Annotated in this window: 14 protein-coding genes and 1 tRNA gene; 6 read left to right on the top strand and 9 right to left on the bottom strand. The window is 71.6% G+C overall.

Annotation, left to right across the window (positions count from 1 at the left end; translation table 11 throughout):
- Positions 1-122 precede the first annotated feature (122 nt).
- On the top strand, positions 123-851 hold the full coding sequence (locus LV78_RS20025) for a type IV toxin-antitoxin system AbiEi family antitoxin domain-containing protein (protein WP_253846936.1): 729 nt from the start codon (positions 123-125) through the stop codon (positions 849-851).
- Positions 852-983: 132 nt separating this feature from the next.
- Complete coding sequence (locus LV78_RS20030; RefSeq protein ID WP_253846791.1) at positions 984-1,562, top strand: nucleotidyl transferase AbiEii/AbiGii toxin family protein; 579 nt, start codon at positions 984-986, stop codon at positions 1,560-1,562.
- 52 nt (positions 1,563-1,614) lie between these two features.
- On the opposite strand, the gene LV78_RS20035 is transcribed toward LV78_RS20030, so the two are convergent.
- Complete coding sequence (locus tag LV78_RS20035; RefSeq protein WP_308208734.1) at positions 1,615-3,480, bottom strand: DivIVA domain-containing protein; 1,866 nt, start codon at positions 3,478-3,480, stop codon at positions 1,615-1,617.
- A gap of 103 nt (positions 3,481-3,583) precedes the next feature.
- On the opposite strand from LV78_RS20035, the gene LV78_RS20050 reads away from it, so the two are divergent.
- Positions 3,584-5,224: a fatty acyl-AMP ligase gene (locus tag LV78_RS20050; RefSeq protein ID WP_253846792.1), complete on the top strand. Its 1,641-nt coding sequence runs from the start codon at positions 3,584-3,586 to the stop codon at positions 5,222-5,224.
- Positions 5,225-5,277: 53 nt separating this feature from the next.
- Here the strand turns inward: LV78_RS20050 and pth are convergent, their stop codons facing one another.
- The 8 genes from pth to LV78_RS20090 form a co-directional block, all read right to left on the bottom strand.
- A complete protein-coding gene (gene pth / locus LV78_RS20055; RefSeq protein WP_253846793.1) occupies positions 5,278-5,847 on the bottom strand; it encodes an aminoacyl-tRNA hydrolase in 570 nt (189 codons plus the stop codon).
- The gene (locus LV78_RS41655) at positions 5,837-6,319 is read right to left on the bottom strand and encodes a DivIVA domain-containing protein (RefSeq protein ID WP_253846794.1); all 483 of its coding nucleotides are present in this window, start codon (positions 6,317-6,319) and stop codon (positions 5,837-5,839) included. Before LV78_RS41655 ends, pth begins: the two co-directional genes overlap by 11 nt.
- A gap of 85 nt (positions 6,320-6,404) precedes the next feature.
- Positions 6,405-6,998 (bottom strand): 50S ribosomal protein L25/general stress protein Ctc, encoded by a 594-nt coding sequence (locus tag LV78_RS20065; protein ID WP_253846795.1) that lies wholly within the window; start codon positions 6,996-6,998, stop codon positions 6,405-6,407.
- A 563-nt stretch (positions 6,999-7,561) separates the two neighbouring features.
- Positions 7,562-8,533, bottom strand: a complete 972-nt coding sequence (locus LV78_RS20070; RefSeq protein WP_253846938.1) for a ribose-phosphate diphosphokinase — start codon at positions 8,531-8,533, stop codon at positions 7,562-7,564.
- Positions 8,534-8,549: 16 nt separating this feature from the next.
- On the bottom strand, positions 8,550-10,025 hold the full coding sequence (gene glmU, locus LV78_RS20075) for a bifunctional UDP-N-acetylglucosamine diphosphorylase/glucosamine-1-phosphate N-acetyltransferase GlmU (RefSeq protein ID WP_253846796.1): 1,476 nt from the start codon (positions 10,023-10,025) through the stop codon (positions 8,550-8,552).
- A gap of 66 nt (positions 10,026-10,091) precedes the next feature.
- A complete protein-coding gene (locus tag LV78_RS20080; protein WP_301306945.1) occupies positions 10,092-11,717 on the bottom strand; it encodes a GGDEF domain-containing protein in 1,626 nt (541 codons plus the stop codon).
- Positions 11,718-11,837: 120 nt separating this feature from the next.
- Positions 11,838-11,908 (bottom strand) — tRNA-Gln (locus LV78_RS20085).
- Between the two features lie 126 nt (positions 11,909-12,034).
- The gene (locus LV78_RS20090) at positions 12,035-13,150 is read right to left on the bottom strand and encodes an alpha/beta hydrolase family protein (RefSeq protein ID WP_253846798.1); all 1,116 of its coding nucleotides are present in this window, start codon (positions 13,148-13,150) and stop codon (positions 12,035-12,037) included.
- Between the two features lie 205 nt (positions 13,151-13,355).
- On the opposite strand from LV78_RS20090, the gene LV78_RS20095 reads away from it, so the two are divergent.
- The 3 genes from LV78_RS20095 (at position 13,356) to LV78_RS20105 (ending at position 15,683) form a co-directional block, all read left to right on the top strand.
- Positions 13,356-14,381 carry an acyl-CoA desaturase gene (locus tag LV78_RS20095; protein WP_253846799.1) on the top strand — a complete coding sequence of 342 codons (1,026 nt, stop codon included), beginning with the start codon at positions 13,356-13,358 and terminating at the stop codon, positions 14,379-14,381.
- Between the two features lie 124 nt (positions 14,382-14,505).
- Positions 14,506-15,102, top strand: coding sequence for a TetR/AcrR family transcriptional regulator (locus tag LV78_RS20100; protein ID WP_253846800.1), 597 nt, complete (start codon positions 14,506-14,508; stop codon positions 15,100-15,102).
- A gap of 50 nt (positions 15,103-15,152) precedes the next feature.
- Positions 15,153-15,683, top strand: coding sequence for a DUF4291 domain-containing protein (locus LV78_RS20105; protein WP_253846801.1), 531 nt, complete (start codon positions 15,153-15,155; stop codon positions 15,681-15,683).
- The last annotated feature ends 111 nt before the right edge of the window (positions 15,684-15,794 follow it).

Consider the following 15,794-nt stretch of genomic DNA (forward strand, 5'->3'; position numbering starts at 1 on the left):
CGCCCCTTTTTTTCGCAGCGTTTGTTGCGGGGAAGTGCAGCGTTTGTCACTCTTGGGGGTGACAAACGCTGTTAGAGGGGGCGACAAACGCTGTTGAGTCGGGCGACAATCGCTGTGTGGAGATGACCGAGGCGCTGAGGGTGCTGTCCGGGCTGACCGCTGATCAGTGGGGCCTGGTGACCACGACGCAGGCCAACGCGATCGGGGTCGGAAACGCGACCCTGAACCGCATGGTCGCCGCCAACCTGCTCGACCGCGTCACCAGAGGCGTGTATTCGGTGACCACCGCCGTCCCGGACCCGTTGTGGCGGCACAAGGCGGCGTGGTTGTTGCTCGAACCGGCCGCGCCCGCCTGGAAGCGCGAGCCGCTGGGGCGGAACGGCGGGGTGGTCTCGCACGTCAGCGCGACAGTGGTCCTGGGGCTGGGCGACCTGGGAGAGGAGCACGTCGAGCTGTCGGTGCCGCGCAGGCGCACCACCCGCAACCCCGGCGTGCGCTTCCGGATCCGCGAGTTGGCGCCGCACGAGGTGACCGAGGTCGGCGGGCTTCCCGTGACCGGGGTGGAGCGCACCGTGGCGGATCTGCTCGACGACGGGGTGGACGGCGGGCACGTGGCTGACGTCGCCGCGCAGGCCTTGCGGCGCGGGATGGCCGATCGGGACGGGCTGGCGCGGTCGTTGGGCGGGCGCGCCAGGTCGTTGGGTGCGCGAGGCCAGGGGCACGACGCCGAACTCGCCGCTCTGGACCTGTTGCTGGCGCAGGCGACGATCCGTCCTGATGTGGAAGTAACACCCGAAATGATGAATGTTCTGTTCAAGTCGTTCAGGCTTCACCGCTCTGCACCAGGCTGACCCCTCGCAGAGGGGAGGTGGAAGGCGTGGTCGAACCATCGCGGGGCGGGAACCACTGCCCCGTCAGTACCGCCAGCGGTTGAACAGCAAAGCCCAGAAAGCGGGCAGACTGATGAGGCCCCCGGCGATGAAGTGCTGCACCGCTTCTACCTTGCACGGCTGCTGGCGCGCGTGTTCCACCACGATCCCGACAGCTGGGTCCTCAAAGGCGGGCAGGCCCTGCTGGTCCGCTACTCGGACGCCAGGCACTCCCGCGACGTCGACCTGATGCGCCCTGCGGTGGTGGACGTCGACGCCGCCATCGCACAGCTGATCGCCGCTGTGGGGCAGGACCTCGGGGACCTGCTGGTCTTCCGGCACCGGGACACCGCTCGCGCCACCGGAGACGGCTGCGTCACCACCGTGCGCTTCGACCTCCGGGTGGGCAACACGCCGTTGACCACGATCAGCGTCGACGTGGTCTTCGACCGGGCTCCTGTCGGCGCCCACACCATCAGGAGGCTTGACACCATCATCGACCTGTCCGGCATGGAGGACGTGCCGGGGCTGGCCATCTGTCCCGAGGTCCGGCTCTACCCGCTCCAGGACCACCTCGCGGACAAGATCTGCGCCATGGTCGAGCAGCGCGTTGCGGCGTTCGTGGACCTGCTCCTCGGCCGGACAGCACCCGGCCGCCGGTGCCCCGTCCAGCACGGCTGGCAGTCGAACTGACGCGGCGACCACCGGGCCCGCCGCGCTGCGAGCCCGGTCCTGCGGCGCGGCCCTACTTGCCCTTGCGCTTCAGCTCGGCCACCAGCATCGGCATCAGCTCGTCGACGAAGGCGCAGTCGTAGCCCTGGCCCGCCGTCATCGCCAGGGCGAAGCGGGTCTTCTCGACCTCCTCCGCGGACGCGCCCAGCATCCCGTCCAGCGCGATGCCGACCTCCTCCAGCACCCGGTCCACCTGCGTGGTCCGGTAGCCGCGCTGGCCGGGGGACGCGTCGGGGATGCGGATCGCCCTCAGCTGCTTCCACGACGTCACCACCGGCGGGCCCGCCGGTGGGGGCGGGGTCTGCGAGAGCTGCTTCTCCACCCTCGCCAGGAAGGCGTCGACCTCGGTCTCGTCGTAGCCCCTGCGGCCGATCATCGGGCGGCTGAACTGGATCTCGCGGACGTCCGACGCGGTCAGGTCGTCCTGGCCGAGGAGGGTGTTCTCGATGCGGTCCAGGAACTTGTCCACCTGGGACTCCTGGTAGCCGCGCCTGCCCCTCGTCGGCTTGCCGAACGCGGCGGTGCGGACGTCGCGCGCGGTCAGCGGGGCGTCCCTGGCGTCCTGCTGCTCCTCGTCCGGCTCGTCCTGCGGGGCGTCCCGGCGCGAGTGGGTCGGGCGCAGGGACGTGGAGGACGCCGTCGCCGGGGACTCCGGGCGCTCCTCGGTGAACGCGGACGAGCGCACCGGTGGGAAACCGGCGGATGAGGCCCCGACCGGAGGAAATCCGGCCGAGGACGCGTCCACCGGTGGGAAACCGGCCGAGGAGGCGCCGGCCGGGGGGAAGCCCGCCGACGACGCCTTGACGGGTGGGAAACCGGCCGACGACGCGCCTGCGGGTGGGAAGCCCGCCGACGACGAACCGGCCGGGGGGAACGGGGACGAGCCCACGGTCGGGATGGCCGCCGTGGGGGCGTCGTGCACGGGGGTGAAGATCGACTGGGCGGACGGCTTCGCGGGTGGGAAGACCGGGGGTGGCGGCTTGACCGGGGGGAAACCGGCCGAGGACGCGTTCACGGGCGGGAAGCCCGCCGACGAGGCGTTGACCGGGGGAAAACCGGCCGACGACGCGTTCACGGGCGGGAAGCCCGCGGACGAGGCGTTGACCGGCGGGAAACCGGCCGAGGACGCCCCCACCGGCGGGAAGCCCGCCGACGACGCCCCCGCGGGCGGGAAGCCCGCCGGGCGCTGGGTCGGGCCCGGCTGCTGCGGCCTCAGGTGCGGCTGGCCGCCGCGCGCCGGACCGCGCTCCAGGGTCAGCACGACCATGTCGAGGAACGTGTCCACGTCGTCCTCGTCGTACCCGATCTCCCCCGGCCCCACGTACGTGAAGTCCGCGTCCTGCACCTCGCGCGCCGTCAGCGAGTCCACCCCGGCCAGGGTCAGCTCGATCCGCTGGAGGAACGCGTCGACCTCGTCCTCCAGGTACCCCCGGTTCCCCGACCTCGGCTTGTGGAAGCGCACCGCGCGCACGTCCTGCGGGGACAGCGCGGGCGGCGTCGTCGCCGGTCTCATGCTCGTGGACGTCGCGTGCGCGCCCTGCGCGGGCGCCATCGCCTGACCGCGCTGCGGGGTCGACCGCAGCGTCTCGGCCACCAGCTCCAGGAACGCGTCCACCTCCGCCCCGTGGTAGCCCGGCCGCGCCGGTCGGAACCGCATGGTCCTGACCTGCTGCTCGGTCACCTCGTCCCGGCCGAGCAGGGTCTGCTCGATCCGGTCGAGGAAGTTGTCCACCTGCGCCTCGTCGTAGCCCGGTTGACCGGGCGGCGGGCGGTGGAAGGTGACCTGACCCAGGTCCCGCGCCGTCAGCAGCGGAGCCGGGTGTGCCGGTCTGTGCTGCTGGCGCGCGCCGTGTGGCACGTCGTACCCGGCCCGATCCACCTGAACCTCCTTCACGATCCGTTCCGGGGAGTATCGCGTTACCCAGGGCGAATTGTTTCGCCCTAACGGATTAATACCAGTGTGTCGCTCTACGCTGACGAGCATGAGCCGGTTCGTGGACACCGTCGTGGCGACCGCAACAGGGGAACGGGGGACCCGCAAAGGCATGACAACCGGGGAACCCAGCGCCCCCGAGCACCGAACGTGGGCCCAGGTGCACGCGCGCGCCACGCGCGTCGCGGGCGCCCTGGCGGAGGCGGGCGTCACACCCGGCGCGGCCGTCGCCGTGCTCGCGGGCGACCCCGCCGAGATCGCCCCCGCCGTGCAGGGCGCCTGGCTCGCGGGCGCCAGCACCACCATGCTCCACCAGCCGACAGCGCGCACGGACCTGGCCGAGTGGGCCGAGGACACCGTCCGGGTGCTCGGCATGATCGACTCCGGGCTGGTCCTGCTCGGCGCCCCCTTCGACGCCCTCTCGCCCGTGCTCGTCGAGCGCGGCATCGCCCACCACCGCATCACCGACCTGGACGCCGACCCGCTGACCACCCCCGTGGAGGTCCCCGAGAGCGCCACCGCCCTGCTCCAGCTGACCTCGGGCTCCACCGCCCACCCCAAGGCCGTCCGGATCACCCACGGCAACCTGTGGGCCAACATGGAGGGGATGCGCGAGGCCGTCCACCTCGACCCCGAGAGCGACCGCATGGTGTCGTGGCTGCCGCTCTTCCACGACATGGGCATGGTCGGCTTCCTGACCCTGCCGATGCTCTACGGCGTCGACCTGGTCAAGGTCACCCCCGTCGACTTCCTCGGCCGCCCGGTGCTCTGGCCCGAGCTGATCAGCCGCCACCGGGGCACCATCACCGCCGCCCCGAACTTCGCCTACGCCGTCGTGGCCAAGCGGATGCGCGGCGTCGAGGACGGCGAGCTGGACCTGTCCTCGCTGCGCATCGCCCTCAACGGCGCCGAGCCCATCGACCCGGAGGCGGTCCGCTCGTTCACCGCCGAGGGCGCCCGCTTCGGCCTGCCCCCCGAGTCGGTGCTCTGCGCCTACGGCATGGCCGAGACCACCCTCGGCGTCACGTTCGCGCCGGTGTTCACCGGCATGGCCGTGGACGTCGTGGACGCCGACCTGCTGGAGGCCGAGCGCCGCGCCGAACCGTCCGCCGAACCCGGCGCCCGCTCGTTCGCGCTCCTCGGCCCGCCCCTGCCGGGACTGGAGATCCGGGTCGTCGACGACGCCGGGACCCTCCTCGGCGACCGGCGGGTCGGGCGGCTCCAGGTGCGCGGCGAGGCCGTCACGCCCGGCTACCTGACCGTCGACGGCCCGGTGCCCACCACCGGCCCCGGAGGCTGGCTCGACACCGGCGACCAGGGCTACCTCGTGGGCGAGCAGGTCGTGGTCTGCGGCAGGCTCAAGGACGTCATCATCATGGGCGGCCGGAACATCTACCCGACCGACGTCGAGCGCGCCGCGAGCGCCGTTGACGGGGTCAGGGCGGGCAACGCGGTCGCCGTCCGGCTCGACGCGGGCACCCGGCGCGAGCGGTTCGCGGTGGTCGTGGAGTCCCGGCTCGCCGCCGACGAGGACGAGGTCAAGCGGCTGACCAAGGCGATCACGGCGAAGGTCGTGGACGCGGTCGGCGTGCGGCCGTTCTCGGTCGTCGTGCTGCCGCCGGGGAGCGTGCCCAAGACGCCGTCCGGGAAGCTGCGGCGCGCCTCGGCCGCCGCGCTCGTGGCGGTGTAGCGGCGACGCGAAGAGGGGCCCACCGGTGTGGTGGGCCCCTCTTTCGCGGAAGATCAGTGAAACTGGTTCTGCGCGGCTTCCAGGCCTGCGGACACCAGGGCCTCCACGGCGTCCGCCGCCCGGTCCAGCTCCAGCGCCAGCTGCTTGCGCTCCACCACCGAGAAGTCCTTCAGCACGTAGTCCGCCGGGTCCATCCGGCCGGGCGGCCGGTCCACGCCGAACCGCACCCGCAGGTAGTCCTTGGTTCCCAGCGACTTCGTGATCGAGCGCAGCCCGTTGTGCCCGTTGTCACCGCCGCCGAGCTTCATCCGCACCGCGCCGAACGGCAGGTCCAGCTCGTCGTGCACCACGATCACCGACGCGGGCTGCACCTTGTAGAACTTGGCGGTCCCCGACACCGGGCCGCCCGAGTTGTTCATGTAGCCGCGCGGCTTGGCCAGCACCACCCGCTGCCCGGCCAGCCTGCCCTCGACCACCTCGGCGCCGCCCTTGTGCGCCTTGAACCGCCCGCCGACCCGGTCGGCCAGCTCGTCCAGCACCAGGAACCCCGCGTTGTGCCGGGTGCCCTCGTACTTCGGACCGGAGTTGCCCAGGCCCACCACGAGGGTCAGCTCATCGCCCACGGAACCGCAACTCCCGCTCCAGCTCGTCCAACAGGTTGTCGACCTCGCGCACCCGGTACCCGCGCCGCATCCCCGACGTGGTGGTGAACCTGGTGTGGCGGACCTCGCCCGCCGTCATCCGGCGCCCGCCGTCCAGCGCGAGCGCGGCCCTGGCGAGGAAGGCGTCGACCTCGGCGCGATCGTATCCGGCGGCCCCGCGCGGGAGCACCACCGCCAGCAGGTCCCGACCGGACCGCAGCGAGGTGGGGGGCAGGGCCTGGTGGGTCAGCTGCCACTCCAGGGCGGCGAGGAAGGCGTCGACGGCCTGCTGCTCGTAACCGCCGGGCACCTCCCGGAACACCGCCGCGCGCACCTGCTCCGGGCGCACCCTGACCCTGCCGGAGAGGGCGTCGGCGATCCGGTCCAGCAGCGCGTGCACCTGATCGGGGTCGTAGCCCCTGGCCCGTCTTCGCGGGAAGCCGGCGGCCCGCACCTGCTCGGGCGTCGAACGCGGGAACGGCTCCCCACCACCGGCGTGCGGTGGTGGGGAGCCGTTCGACCAGCCCGACGTGATGGGCTCAGCTCTCCGGGGTCGCCTCGGCGCCCTCGTCGGTGCCCATGGAGGCGGCCGAAGGGGCGTCGTTGACGGCGAGGATCAGCACCTCGGCGTCGGTGGCGAGGGTGGAGCCCTTGGGGAGCTCCAGGTCGGACGCGTGCACCTGGGTGCCCGCGCCGAGACCGGCGATCGAGAACTCGATCTGGTCCGGGATGTTCAGCGCGTCGGCCTCCACCTGGATGGTGGTGCTCTCCTGGGTGAGGAGGGTGGCCGCGGCGGGCTCGCCGGTCAGCACGATCGGCACGTCGACGGTGACCTTCTCGCCGCGCTTGACCAGCAGCAGGTCGACGTGCTCGATGTAGTTCTTGAGCGGGTGGGTCGTGACGGTCTTCGTCAGTGCCAGCTCGGTGGCGCTGTCGATGTCCAGCGTCAGGACGGCGTTCTGACCGTGCTCACGGACGACTCGGGCGAACTCCAGCGCCGGCAGGGCCAGGTGCTTCGGGTCGGAGCCGTGGCCGTAGAGCACCGCGGGGATCTTGCCGGCGCGACGGGTGCGGCGGGCAGCGCCCTTGCCGAACTCGGTGCGCTGCTCGGCGGCGAGACGGACCTCGGACACGGTGGGGCTCTCCTTCGATATGGCCTTCGCACGTCGGGCAAGGCGTAAGCGGGGTGCTGGTCTGCGACGGAGGGCGGCGCGGAAGGGATGGGCACGCGCATCACCACAACCGCCGCGTCGATCACGCCGAGCGTGATGCTCGTCCTCGCCGAGGCAACCCGACCAGTGTAGGACGACCTGGACGCCCCGGCCTAATCGGGGGGTGGGGTGGGGTTTCGGGGTGGGGGAGCGCCGCTGCGGTGGTGGGGCTGTTCGGCCCGAGCGGTGATCACCCGGACGGGGGCGCAGGTGCTGCCAGGGGCGGTGGCAAGCGTTTGCGGGGGTGGGGGTGGGGTGAGAGCGGTGGGAGCGGGCGGTGGGGAGCTGGGGTGAGAGCGGGAGCGCGCGATCGGCGGGCGGCTGGACGGGGCGCGGGAAACCGGGCGGGTGAAGGGCGGGGCGGTCTCCGGGGGCGGGAGCGCACCCCGGCCCCCGAAACGGGCAGCGGCCCGACGGGGAGTCCCGTCGGGCCGCTGGTCCAGTCGATCGACTCCTCCGGAGCCGAAGCCTTGACGGCTGCGCCGTCAAGCGTTCCCGTCGAACAGGCTCGTGACCGAGCCGTCCTCGAAGACCTCCTGGATCACCCGCGCCAGCAGCGGCGCGATCGGGATCACCGTCATGGCGTCGAAGCGCTTCTCCTGCGGGATCGGCAGCGTGTCGGTGAACACCACCTCGCGCGCGCCGCAGTTCTGCAGCCGCTCGACCGCCGGGCCCGACAGCACCGGGTGCGTCGCCGCGATCACCACGTCGGACGCGCCCTCGGCGAGGAGCTGGTCCACCGCCTTGGTGATCGTGCCGCCGGTGTCGATCATGTCGTCGATCACCACGCACAGCCGGTCCTTGACCTGGCCGACGACCCGGTTCGCCACGACCTCGTTCGGCCGCAGCGGGTCGCGGGTCTTGTGGATGAACGCGATCGGCGTGCCGCCGAGCGTGTCCGCCCACTTCTCCGCCAGCTTGGTGCGCCCCGCGTCCGGCGAGACCACGGTGATGTCGTGGCCCGCGTACTTGTCGCGCACGTGCTCGGCCAGCAGCGGCATCGCCCACAGGTGGTCGACCGGGCCGTCGAAGAAGCCCTGGATCTGCGCGGTGTGCAGGTCGACGGCGACCAGGCGGTCCGCGCCCGCGGTCTTGAACAGGTCGGCGACCAGGCGGGCCGAGATCGGCTCGCGGCCCCGGTGCTTCTTGTCCTGCCGCGCGTACGGGTAGAACGGCATGATCACCGTGATGCGCTTCGCGGAGGCCCGCTTCAGCGTGTCGACCATGATCAGCTGCTCCATCAACCACTGGTTGATGGGCGCCTTGTGCGACTGGATGACGAACGCGTCGCACCCGCGCACCGACTCCTCGAACCGGACGAAGATCTCGCCGTTCGCGAAGTCGTACGCGGCCTGCGGGGTGACCGACACGTTGAGGTGCTTGGCCACCTCCTCCGTCAGCTCCGGGTAGGCCCGCCCGCCGAAGAGCATCAGGTTCTTCTTGGGTGTCCCGGACATGATCGGGTTCTTCACGTCAGCGCCCTTCCTCGTTCTTCTCCGCGACCTGAGACAGGGCGCGCTCGGCGGCATCAGCCGCAGCGGTTCCGGGCCTTCGGTTCAGGACCCAGTCCGCGAAGTTGCGCTGGGCGCCGCCCGAAACGGCCAGAGCACCGGGGGGCACGTCGCGCCGCAGCACGGTCCCCGCGCCGGTGTAAGCGCCGTCGCCCACGGTCACCGGGGCGACGAACATGTTGTCGGAGCCGGTCCGGCAGTGCGAGCCGATGACCGTCCGGTGCTTGTCGACGCCGTCGTAGTTGACGGTGACGCTCGCGGCGCCGATGTTCGACTTCTCGCCGATCGTCGCGTCCCCGATGTAGCTCAGGTGCGGCACCTTGCTGCCCGCGCCGATCTGCGAGTTCTTGACCTCGACGAACGTGCCGATCTTGCCGTCCGCGCCGAGCTCGGTGCCCGGCCGCAGGAAGGCGAACGGGCCGACGCTCGCGCCCGCGCCGACCACCGCGCCGCTGCCGTGCGTGCGCACCACGCTCGCGCCCGCGCCGACCGAGCAGCCGGACAGCGTGGTGTCCGGCCCGACGACCGCGCCCGCGCCCACGGTGGTGCCCGCGCGCAGCTGCGTGCCCGGCTCCACCAGCGCGTCCCGGCCCAGCTCCACGTCGGCGTCCAGCCAGGTGGTGTCCGGGTCGACCACGGTCACGCCCTCGCGCATCCAGCGCTCGACCAGCCGCCGGTTCAGCTCCTTGCCGAGCCTGGCCAGCTGCACCCGGTCGTTGACGCCCTCCACCAGCCACCGGTCGCCGGTCACCAGCGCGCCGACCCGGCCGCCGTCGCCGCGCGCGATGCCCAGCACGTCGGTCAGGTACAGCTCGCCCTGCGCGTTGTCGGTGCCCAACCGGGACAGCGCGTCGCGCAGCACGACCGCGTCGAACGCGTACACGCCCGAGTTGATCTCGGTGATGGCCCGCTGGGACTCGTCGGCGTCCTTCTGCTCCACGATGCCCAGCACCGAGCCGTCCGCGTCGCGCAGGATGCGCCCGTAGCCGGTCGGGTCGTCGAGCACGGCGGTGAGCACGGTCGCCGCGTTGCCGCGCGCCCCGTGCTCGGCCAGCAGGGCGCGCAGCGAGTCCGCGTCCAGCAGCGGCACGTCGCCGTAGGTGACCACGACGGTGCCGGTCAGGTCCTCGGGCAGCTCGGCGAGGCCGCAGCCCACCGCGTGCCCGGTGCCCTTCTGCTCCGCCTGGACCGCGACCACGACCTCGCGCCCCAGCGCGTCCGCGACGGCCCCCAGGTGCTCGGTGACGGCCTCCCGGCCGTGTCCGACCACGACGGCCAGGTGCTCGGGATCGGCGCCTGCGGCAGCCCGCACGGCGTGCTCGACCAGCGAGCGGCCCGCGAGCCGGTGCAGCACCTTCGGGGTGGCGGAGCGCATGCGGGTGCCCTCACCCGCTGCGAGGACGATAGTGCTGACCGGGGCGGGAACACCCTGGAGCATCAGCGGCTCTCCCTCTGCTGAGTCCGTGCCTGCGGCGGGAGGCCTGGCTCCCGCCAGGTGCCGATACTAAGCCTCCGCGGGTGCTTCCCCGTCTGCCGAAGCAACCTGGCAGCCACCTCTGCGCTTCGCGGTGTACATCGCGGAGTCCGCTCTGGACAGCACCTGGTTGTCGCTCTCCTGGGGGCGCACCGCGATCACCCCGACCGACAGCGTCACCCCCCTGGACAGGTCGGAAGGCAGGCCAGCGACGGCATCCACGGCTCTGGCCAGCGCGGCCTCGGCCAGCGACAGGGTGGTGCCCGGCAGCAGCACCACGAACTCGTCGCCGCCGTACCTGGCCACCATGTCGTCACCCCGCAGGGCGTGCCGCAGTGTGCCGGCAATCACGCGCAGGACGTCGTCACCCTCCGCGTGCGAGTGCTTGTCGTTGACGCCCTTGAACCCGTCCAGGTCGACCAGCGCCACCGCCATCGGCAGGGTCTGCGCGCCGAGCAGCGCGGCCAGCCGCTCGTCCAGCGCGCGGCGGTTCGGCAGCCCGGTCAGCGGGTCCTGCATCGCCTGCTGCGAGATCGCCCCGTGCGCCCTGGTGAGCCGCTCGTGGTCGCGCCGGGTGATCAGGGTGGCGGTGCGGGCCTCCTGCATCAGCCACAGCTCCACCTCCAGCGCGCTCGCGTAGGTCTGGAGGGCCGAGACGGTGTGCTCGCCCTGCGGGCCCGCCAGCCGGGCGTACTCGCGCACCAGGCACAGCATCAGCGTCGGCTCGGAGGTGTCGGTGGCCAGCTTGGTGCGGGCGTGCGTGAGCACCTGGAGGGCCTGCTGCGGCAGCTCCTCCATCTCCAGGCAGCGCGCCAGCGCGATCGACACGATGATCAGCTCGCGCGCGTACATGGACAGCTCGCGCAGCGTCCACAGCCGGGCGATGTGCTCGGGACCGGGGGACGCCAGCGCCTGCGCCGCGCCGATCACCGGCACCTGCTGCGCGGCGGTGCGGTCCCGCCTGCGCGGGTGCAGCGACTGGAGGAACGGCGCCTCGGTCGCCTCGGCGATCCGCGCGGCCATGGTGAACCGGGCGGCGGCCTCCTCGTGGTTGTTCACCCGCTCCAGCCGCAGCCCCCAGCCCAGCAGCATCCGCACCCGGTTCACCAGGTGCACGTAGATCAGGTGGGGGTTCGCGCTGTCGCGGATCGCGTTGTGGGCCCTGGCCAGGACCTCGTCGGCCATCTCGTAGACGCCGAGCTGGGTGAGCACTAAACCGGTGTTCTGCAGCGCCGAGGCCAGCAGGCGGTCCCAGGTGCGCTTGTCCAGCACCGGGTCGGGGGTGAGGTCCTCCTCCAGCATCGCCAGCCCGTTGGCGATCTCGCTGAGCGCCTTGTCCTCCAGCCCGACCAGCAGGTACCTGCGGCCGAGCAGGGCGTGCGCCTCCGCCTCCAGCACCACCAGGCCGTGCCTGCGGGTGTGGTTGAGCATCTCCTCCAGCAGGGAGTCGGACATGTCGCCGACGCCCGGCGTCACCAGGCGCACGATGGCGGCGGCGCGCAGCAGCTGCGCCACGATCCGAGGCTCGCCCCGGCTCTGCGCCTCGGCGAGGATCTCGTCGACCTCGTTCGCGGCGTCGAGCTGCTCGGCGACGTGGCTGCTCTGCGCGACGGCGACCAGCTCGCTGGCGCGGCCGACCAGCCAGGCGTCGGACATCTCCTGGAGCGCGGGCACGACGCTGGCCTGCTCTTCGACGGCTTCCCCCGGCAGCGACCAACACCCCCCTACGCAGGGCAGGCCGGGCCGGAGGGCCCGACCCGGTTCGAGACACTCTCGCTCCGCCACCAGGATTCGAACCTGGACCATCGGAACCAAAATCCGAGGTGCTGCCTTTACACCATGGCGGATCGGACGGGGACTGCCCCGGCCGTGGGAACACATCGTGTCACGGGCGGGGGTCCGCGGTCAGCACCACCACGCAAGTGGCGGCCACCTCCTCGCCAGTGGATCATAACGGAGCGTGTAGCGCCTGGTCACGACGGGGTGGTGAGCGAAGTCACGAAGTCGGCCAGCTCGCGCTCGTAGCGCGTCGGGTCGGCGTTCCAGGCCGCGACGTGCGCCGCGCCGGGCACCTCGACGTACCGCACGTCCCAGTCCAGCGCCCCGCTCGCGGCCCGCGCGGCGAGGTCCCTGCTGCCCTGCACCGGCACGGTCGTGTCCGCGTCGCCGTGGACCAGCAGCGTCGGCGGGCGGTGCGCGGGCGGGTGGTCGGCCAGGTCGAAGCGGGAGAAGTCCAGGTCCGCCCGCCAGCCGGAGACCAGTTCGGCCAGCGGCACCAGCCAGGTGGGCACGCCGCGCTCGCGGGACTGGAGCTCCAGGGTGCCGGTCCAGCTGGTCACCGGGGCGTCCAGGACGAGCGCGGACACCTCGCCCGCCAGCTCGGAGCGGGCCAGCAGCTGGCCCGCGATCGCGCCGCCCATGGACCAGCCGTAGAGGACGATCTTCCCGGCCCCGCTGTCCCTGGCGTAGCGGACGGCGGCTTCGGCGTCCCGCCACTCCGAGTCACCGAGGTGGTAGAGCCCGTCGGGCGAGGCGGGGGCGCCGTCGTCGTTGCGGTACGTGATCGACAGGACGGTCAGGCCCGCGTCGTGCAGCACGGGGAGCGCGCGGAGGGTCTCGGCGCGGGTGCCCGCCCTGCCGTGCACGGCCACGACCCAGGTGCCGCCGTCGCCGCCGCCGCCGGGCACCAGCCACGCGGGCGCGTCGCCCAGCTCGGTGGGCACGCTCACGTCCCGGTAGTCCAGGCCGAGCGCGCTGCGCGGGTCGCTCGCCCAGACCGAGCCCTCGACGCGGACGCGGGTTCCCGCAGCCGGCGCGGTCCCCTTCGTGATCGGCCTGCGGACCTCGCCGCCGGAGCGGGAGGCCACGTCGCCGACCTCCAGCTCACCGCCCGGCCACACCAGGCCCCAGGTGCCGCGCTGGGCGGTGTTCCCGGAGTCGGCCAGGACGACCTCGCCGTCCGACGCGCCCAGCACCACGTCCGGGAAGCCCGGTCGGGCGGTCGCCGGGTTGAGCAGTTGCTCGCTGTAGTGCCACCCGATGCCGCCCGAGGCGGCCACCGTCAGGACCAGCGAGGCCGCGACCACCATCGCCCCGATCCGCCGGAGGCGGTTGGACCGAACGCCAGAAGAATCCCGCACCCGATGATCCTGCCCGAACGGGTGACAGGTGGAGGAGCTTCCTGAGAACAACCGGTAAAAAGCCGCACCCCCCTGGCGGGAGCGGCGGGGACTAACTTACGCTGGCGTAAGTTACGGTTCCGTAGGTAGCTTCCGGACGACGACGAGGTATCGCATGACGAGCACCGTGGAGAGCAAGTCCACGTCCAGCCCGCCCGCCAAGGGCCCCAAGCCGCTGGTCGAGGGGCAGCGCGGCAATGCTGAGCAGTTCGGCGTGTACGTGTTCGTCCTGGTGCCCTTCCTGGCGCTGTTCGCGGCCATCCCCGTCGCGTGGGGGTGGGGTCTGGGCTGGGTCGACGTGGCCCTGTTCGCCGCGTTCTACTGCATCGCCGGGCTCGGCATCACCGTCGGGTACCACCGGTACTTCACGCACGGCTCGTTCAAGGCCAACCGGGCGCTCAAGATCGCCCTGGCCATCATGGGCAGCATGGCCCTGCAGGGCCCGGTCATCGTCTGGGTCGCGGACCACCGCAGGCACCACGCCTTCTCCGACCGCGAGGGCGACCCGCACTCGCCGTGGCTGTTCGGCAGCGGCCCGATCGCCCTGGCCAAGGGCTTCTGGCACGCCCACATGGGCTGGCTGTTCGAGCGCGACAAGACCAACGCCAGCCGCTTCGCCCCCGACCTGCTGGCCGACGACGACCTGGTGAAGGTCGACCGGCTGTTCTGGCTGTGGACCACCATCAGCGTGCTCGCGCCCGGCGTCCTCGGCGGCCTGATCACCATGTCCTGGTCCGGCGCGCTCACCGCGTTCTTCTGGGCGGGCCTGGTCCGGGTCGCGTTCCTGCACCACGTGACCTGGTCGGTCAACTCGATCTGCCACATGATCGGCGACCGGCCGTTCACCGCCCGCGACAAGTCCGCCAACTTCTGGCCGCTCGCGATCCTGTCGTTCGGCGAGTCGTGGCACAACCTGCACCACGCGGACCCGACCTGCGCGCGGCACGGGGTCAAGCGGGGGCAGATCGACATCTCGGCCCGGATCATCTGGGCGTTCGAGAAGTTCGGGTGGGCGACGAGCGTGCGCTGGCCGAACGCGCAGCGGTTGACCCGGATCTCGGCCAAGGGTGAGAGCAAGGGTGAAGGGAAGAGCAAGAGCAAGGGCGAGGGGAAGAGCAAGAAGGAGAAGCAGGCGGTCTGACTCTGTGACGCCACTGCGCGCCCCGAGGCCCGTGCGGGCTTCGGGGCGCGTTGGTGTTTAGGCTGGTCCTGACCGGGTGTCGGGAGAAGGAACAGGGACGGCTGTGCCAGCCCCAAGGGTTCGGATGACGGGCAAGGAGCGGCGCGAGCAGCTGCTCGACGTGGCGCGCGCACTGTTCGCGGAGAAGGGGTACGAGGTCACCTCCGTCGAGGAGATCGCGCACCGGGCCGGGGTGAGCAAACCGGTGGTGTACGAGCACTTCGGGGGGAAGGAGGGGATCTACGCGGTCGTGGTCGACCGGGAGATGCAGTCGTTGATGGATCACGTGGTCAACGCGCTGTCCGGGGGGCATCCCAGGGAGTTGTTGGAGCAGGCGGCTTGTGCGCTGCTTGATTATATTCAGGGGTCGACGGACGGGTTTCGGATTTTGGTCCGGGATTCTCCGGTTGCTTCCACGACGGGCACGTTCTCGTCGTTGTTGAACGACATCGCTTCGCAGGTCGAGCACATACTGGGGTTGCACTTCTCGCGGCAGGGGTACGACCGGAAGTTGGCCGCGCTGTACTCGCAGGCGCTGGTGGGGATGGTCGCGTTGACCGGGCAGTGGTGGTTGGAGGTGCGGAAGCCGAAGAAGGATGAGGTTGCCGCGCATCTGGTCAACCTGGCTTGGAACGGGTTGTCGAGCTTGGAGCACAAGCCGAAGTTGCGCATCCGGCCCTGAGGTGGGGTGGGGGGCGGAAAAGTTGTTGCGGATCGGTTGATACTGGGGGCGTGGAGCAGCGCAGGCAGATCCGGGCCGATTACGACGATCGCACGGTTGTGGTGTACCAGGCGTATTCGGATGAGATCGCGGAGCCTGCGCTCGCTGCGGGGACGTTCGTGCCGCCGTTCAAGCCTGGGCGGATGACCTGGGTGAAGCCCTCGTTCCTGTGGATGGCTTACCGGTGCGGGTGGGCCCGGAAGCCGGGGCAGGAGCGGGTGTTGGCGGTTCGGGTGTTGCGCGAGGCTTTCGACGAGGCTGTGCGGAGTGCGGTGCCCAGTCGGGAAGTGGTTCGGGGGAAGCCGGAGATCCGGGTGCAGTGGGACCCGGAGCGGGGGCTTCGGCATGAGGCTTTGGAGCAGCGGTCGTTGCAGCTCGGGCTTGGTGGGGACGCTTCTCGGCGGTACGTGGAGGAGTGGATCACCGGGTTGGTGGACGTCACCGGGGTGATGCGGCGGGTTGGGGCTGCGGTTGCCGCCGGGGAGTTGGAGCTGGCTCGGGAGTTGTTGCCGGTGGAGCGGGTTTATCCGTTGGAGGTTTGAGCGGGGAGGTGCCGTTTCTGGCGGCGCCTCGCCGGCGGGGCAGACCTCCAAAAAAGAGGGGACACGGGCTCTGCCGGCCGGTGGCGGTTGGTCTTGTGGTTGCGTTTACCC

This window comes from Actinosynnema pretiosum (genome assembly GCF_024171695.1).
Taxonomy (GTDB): domain Bacteria; phylum Actinomycetota; class Actinomycetes; order Mycobacteriales; family Pseudonocardiaceae; genus Actinosynnema; species Actinosynnema pretiosum.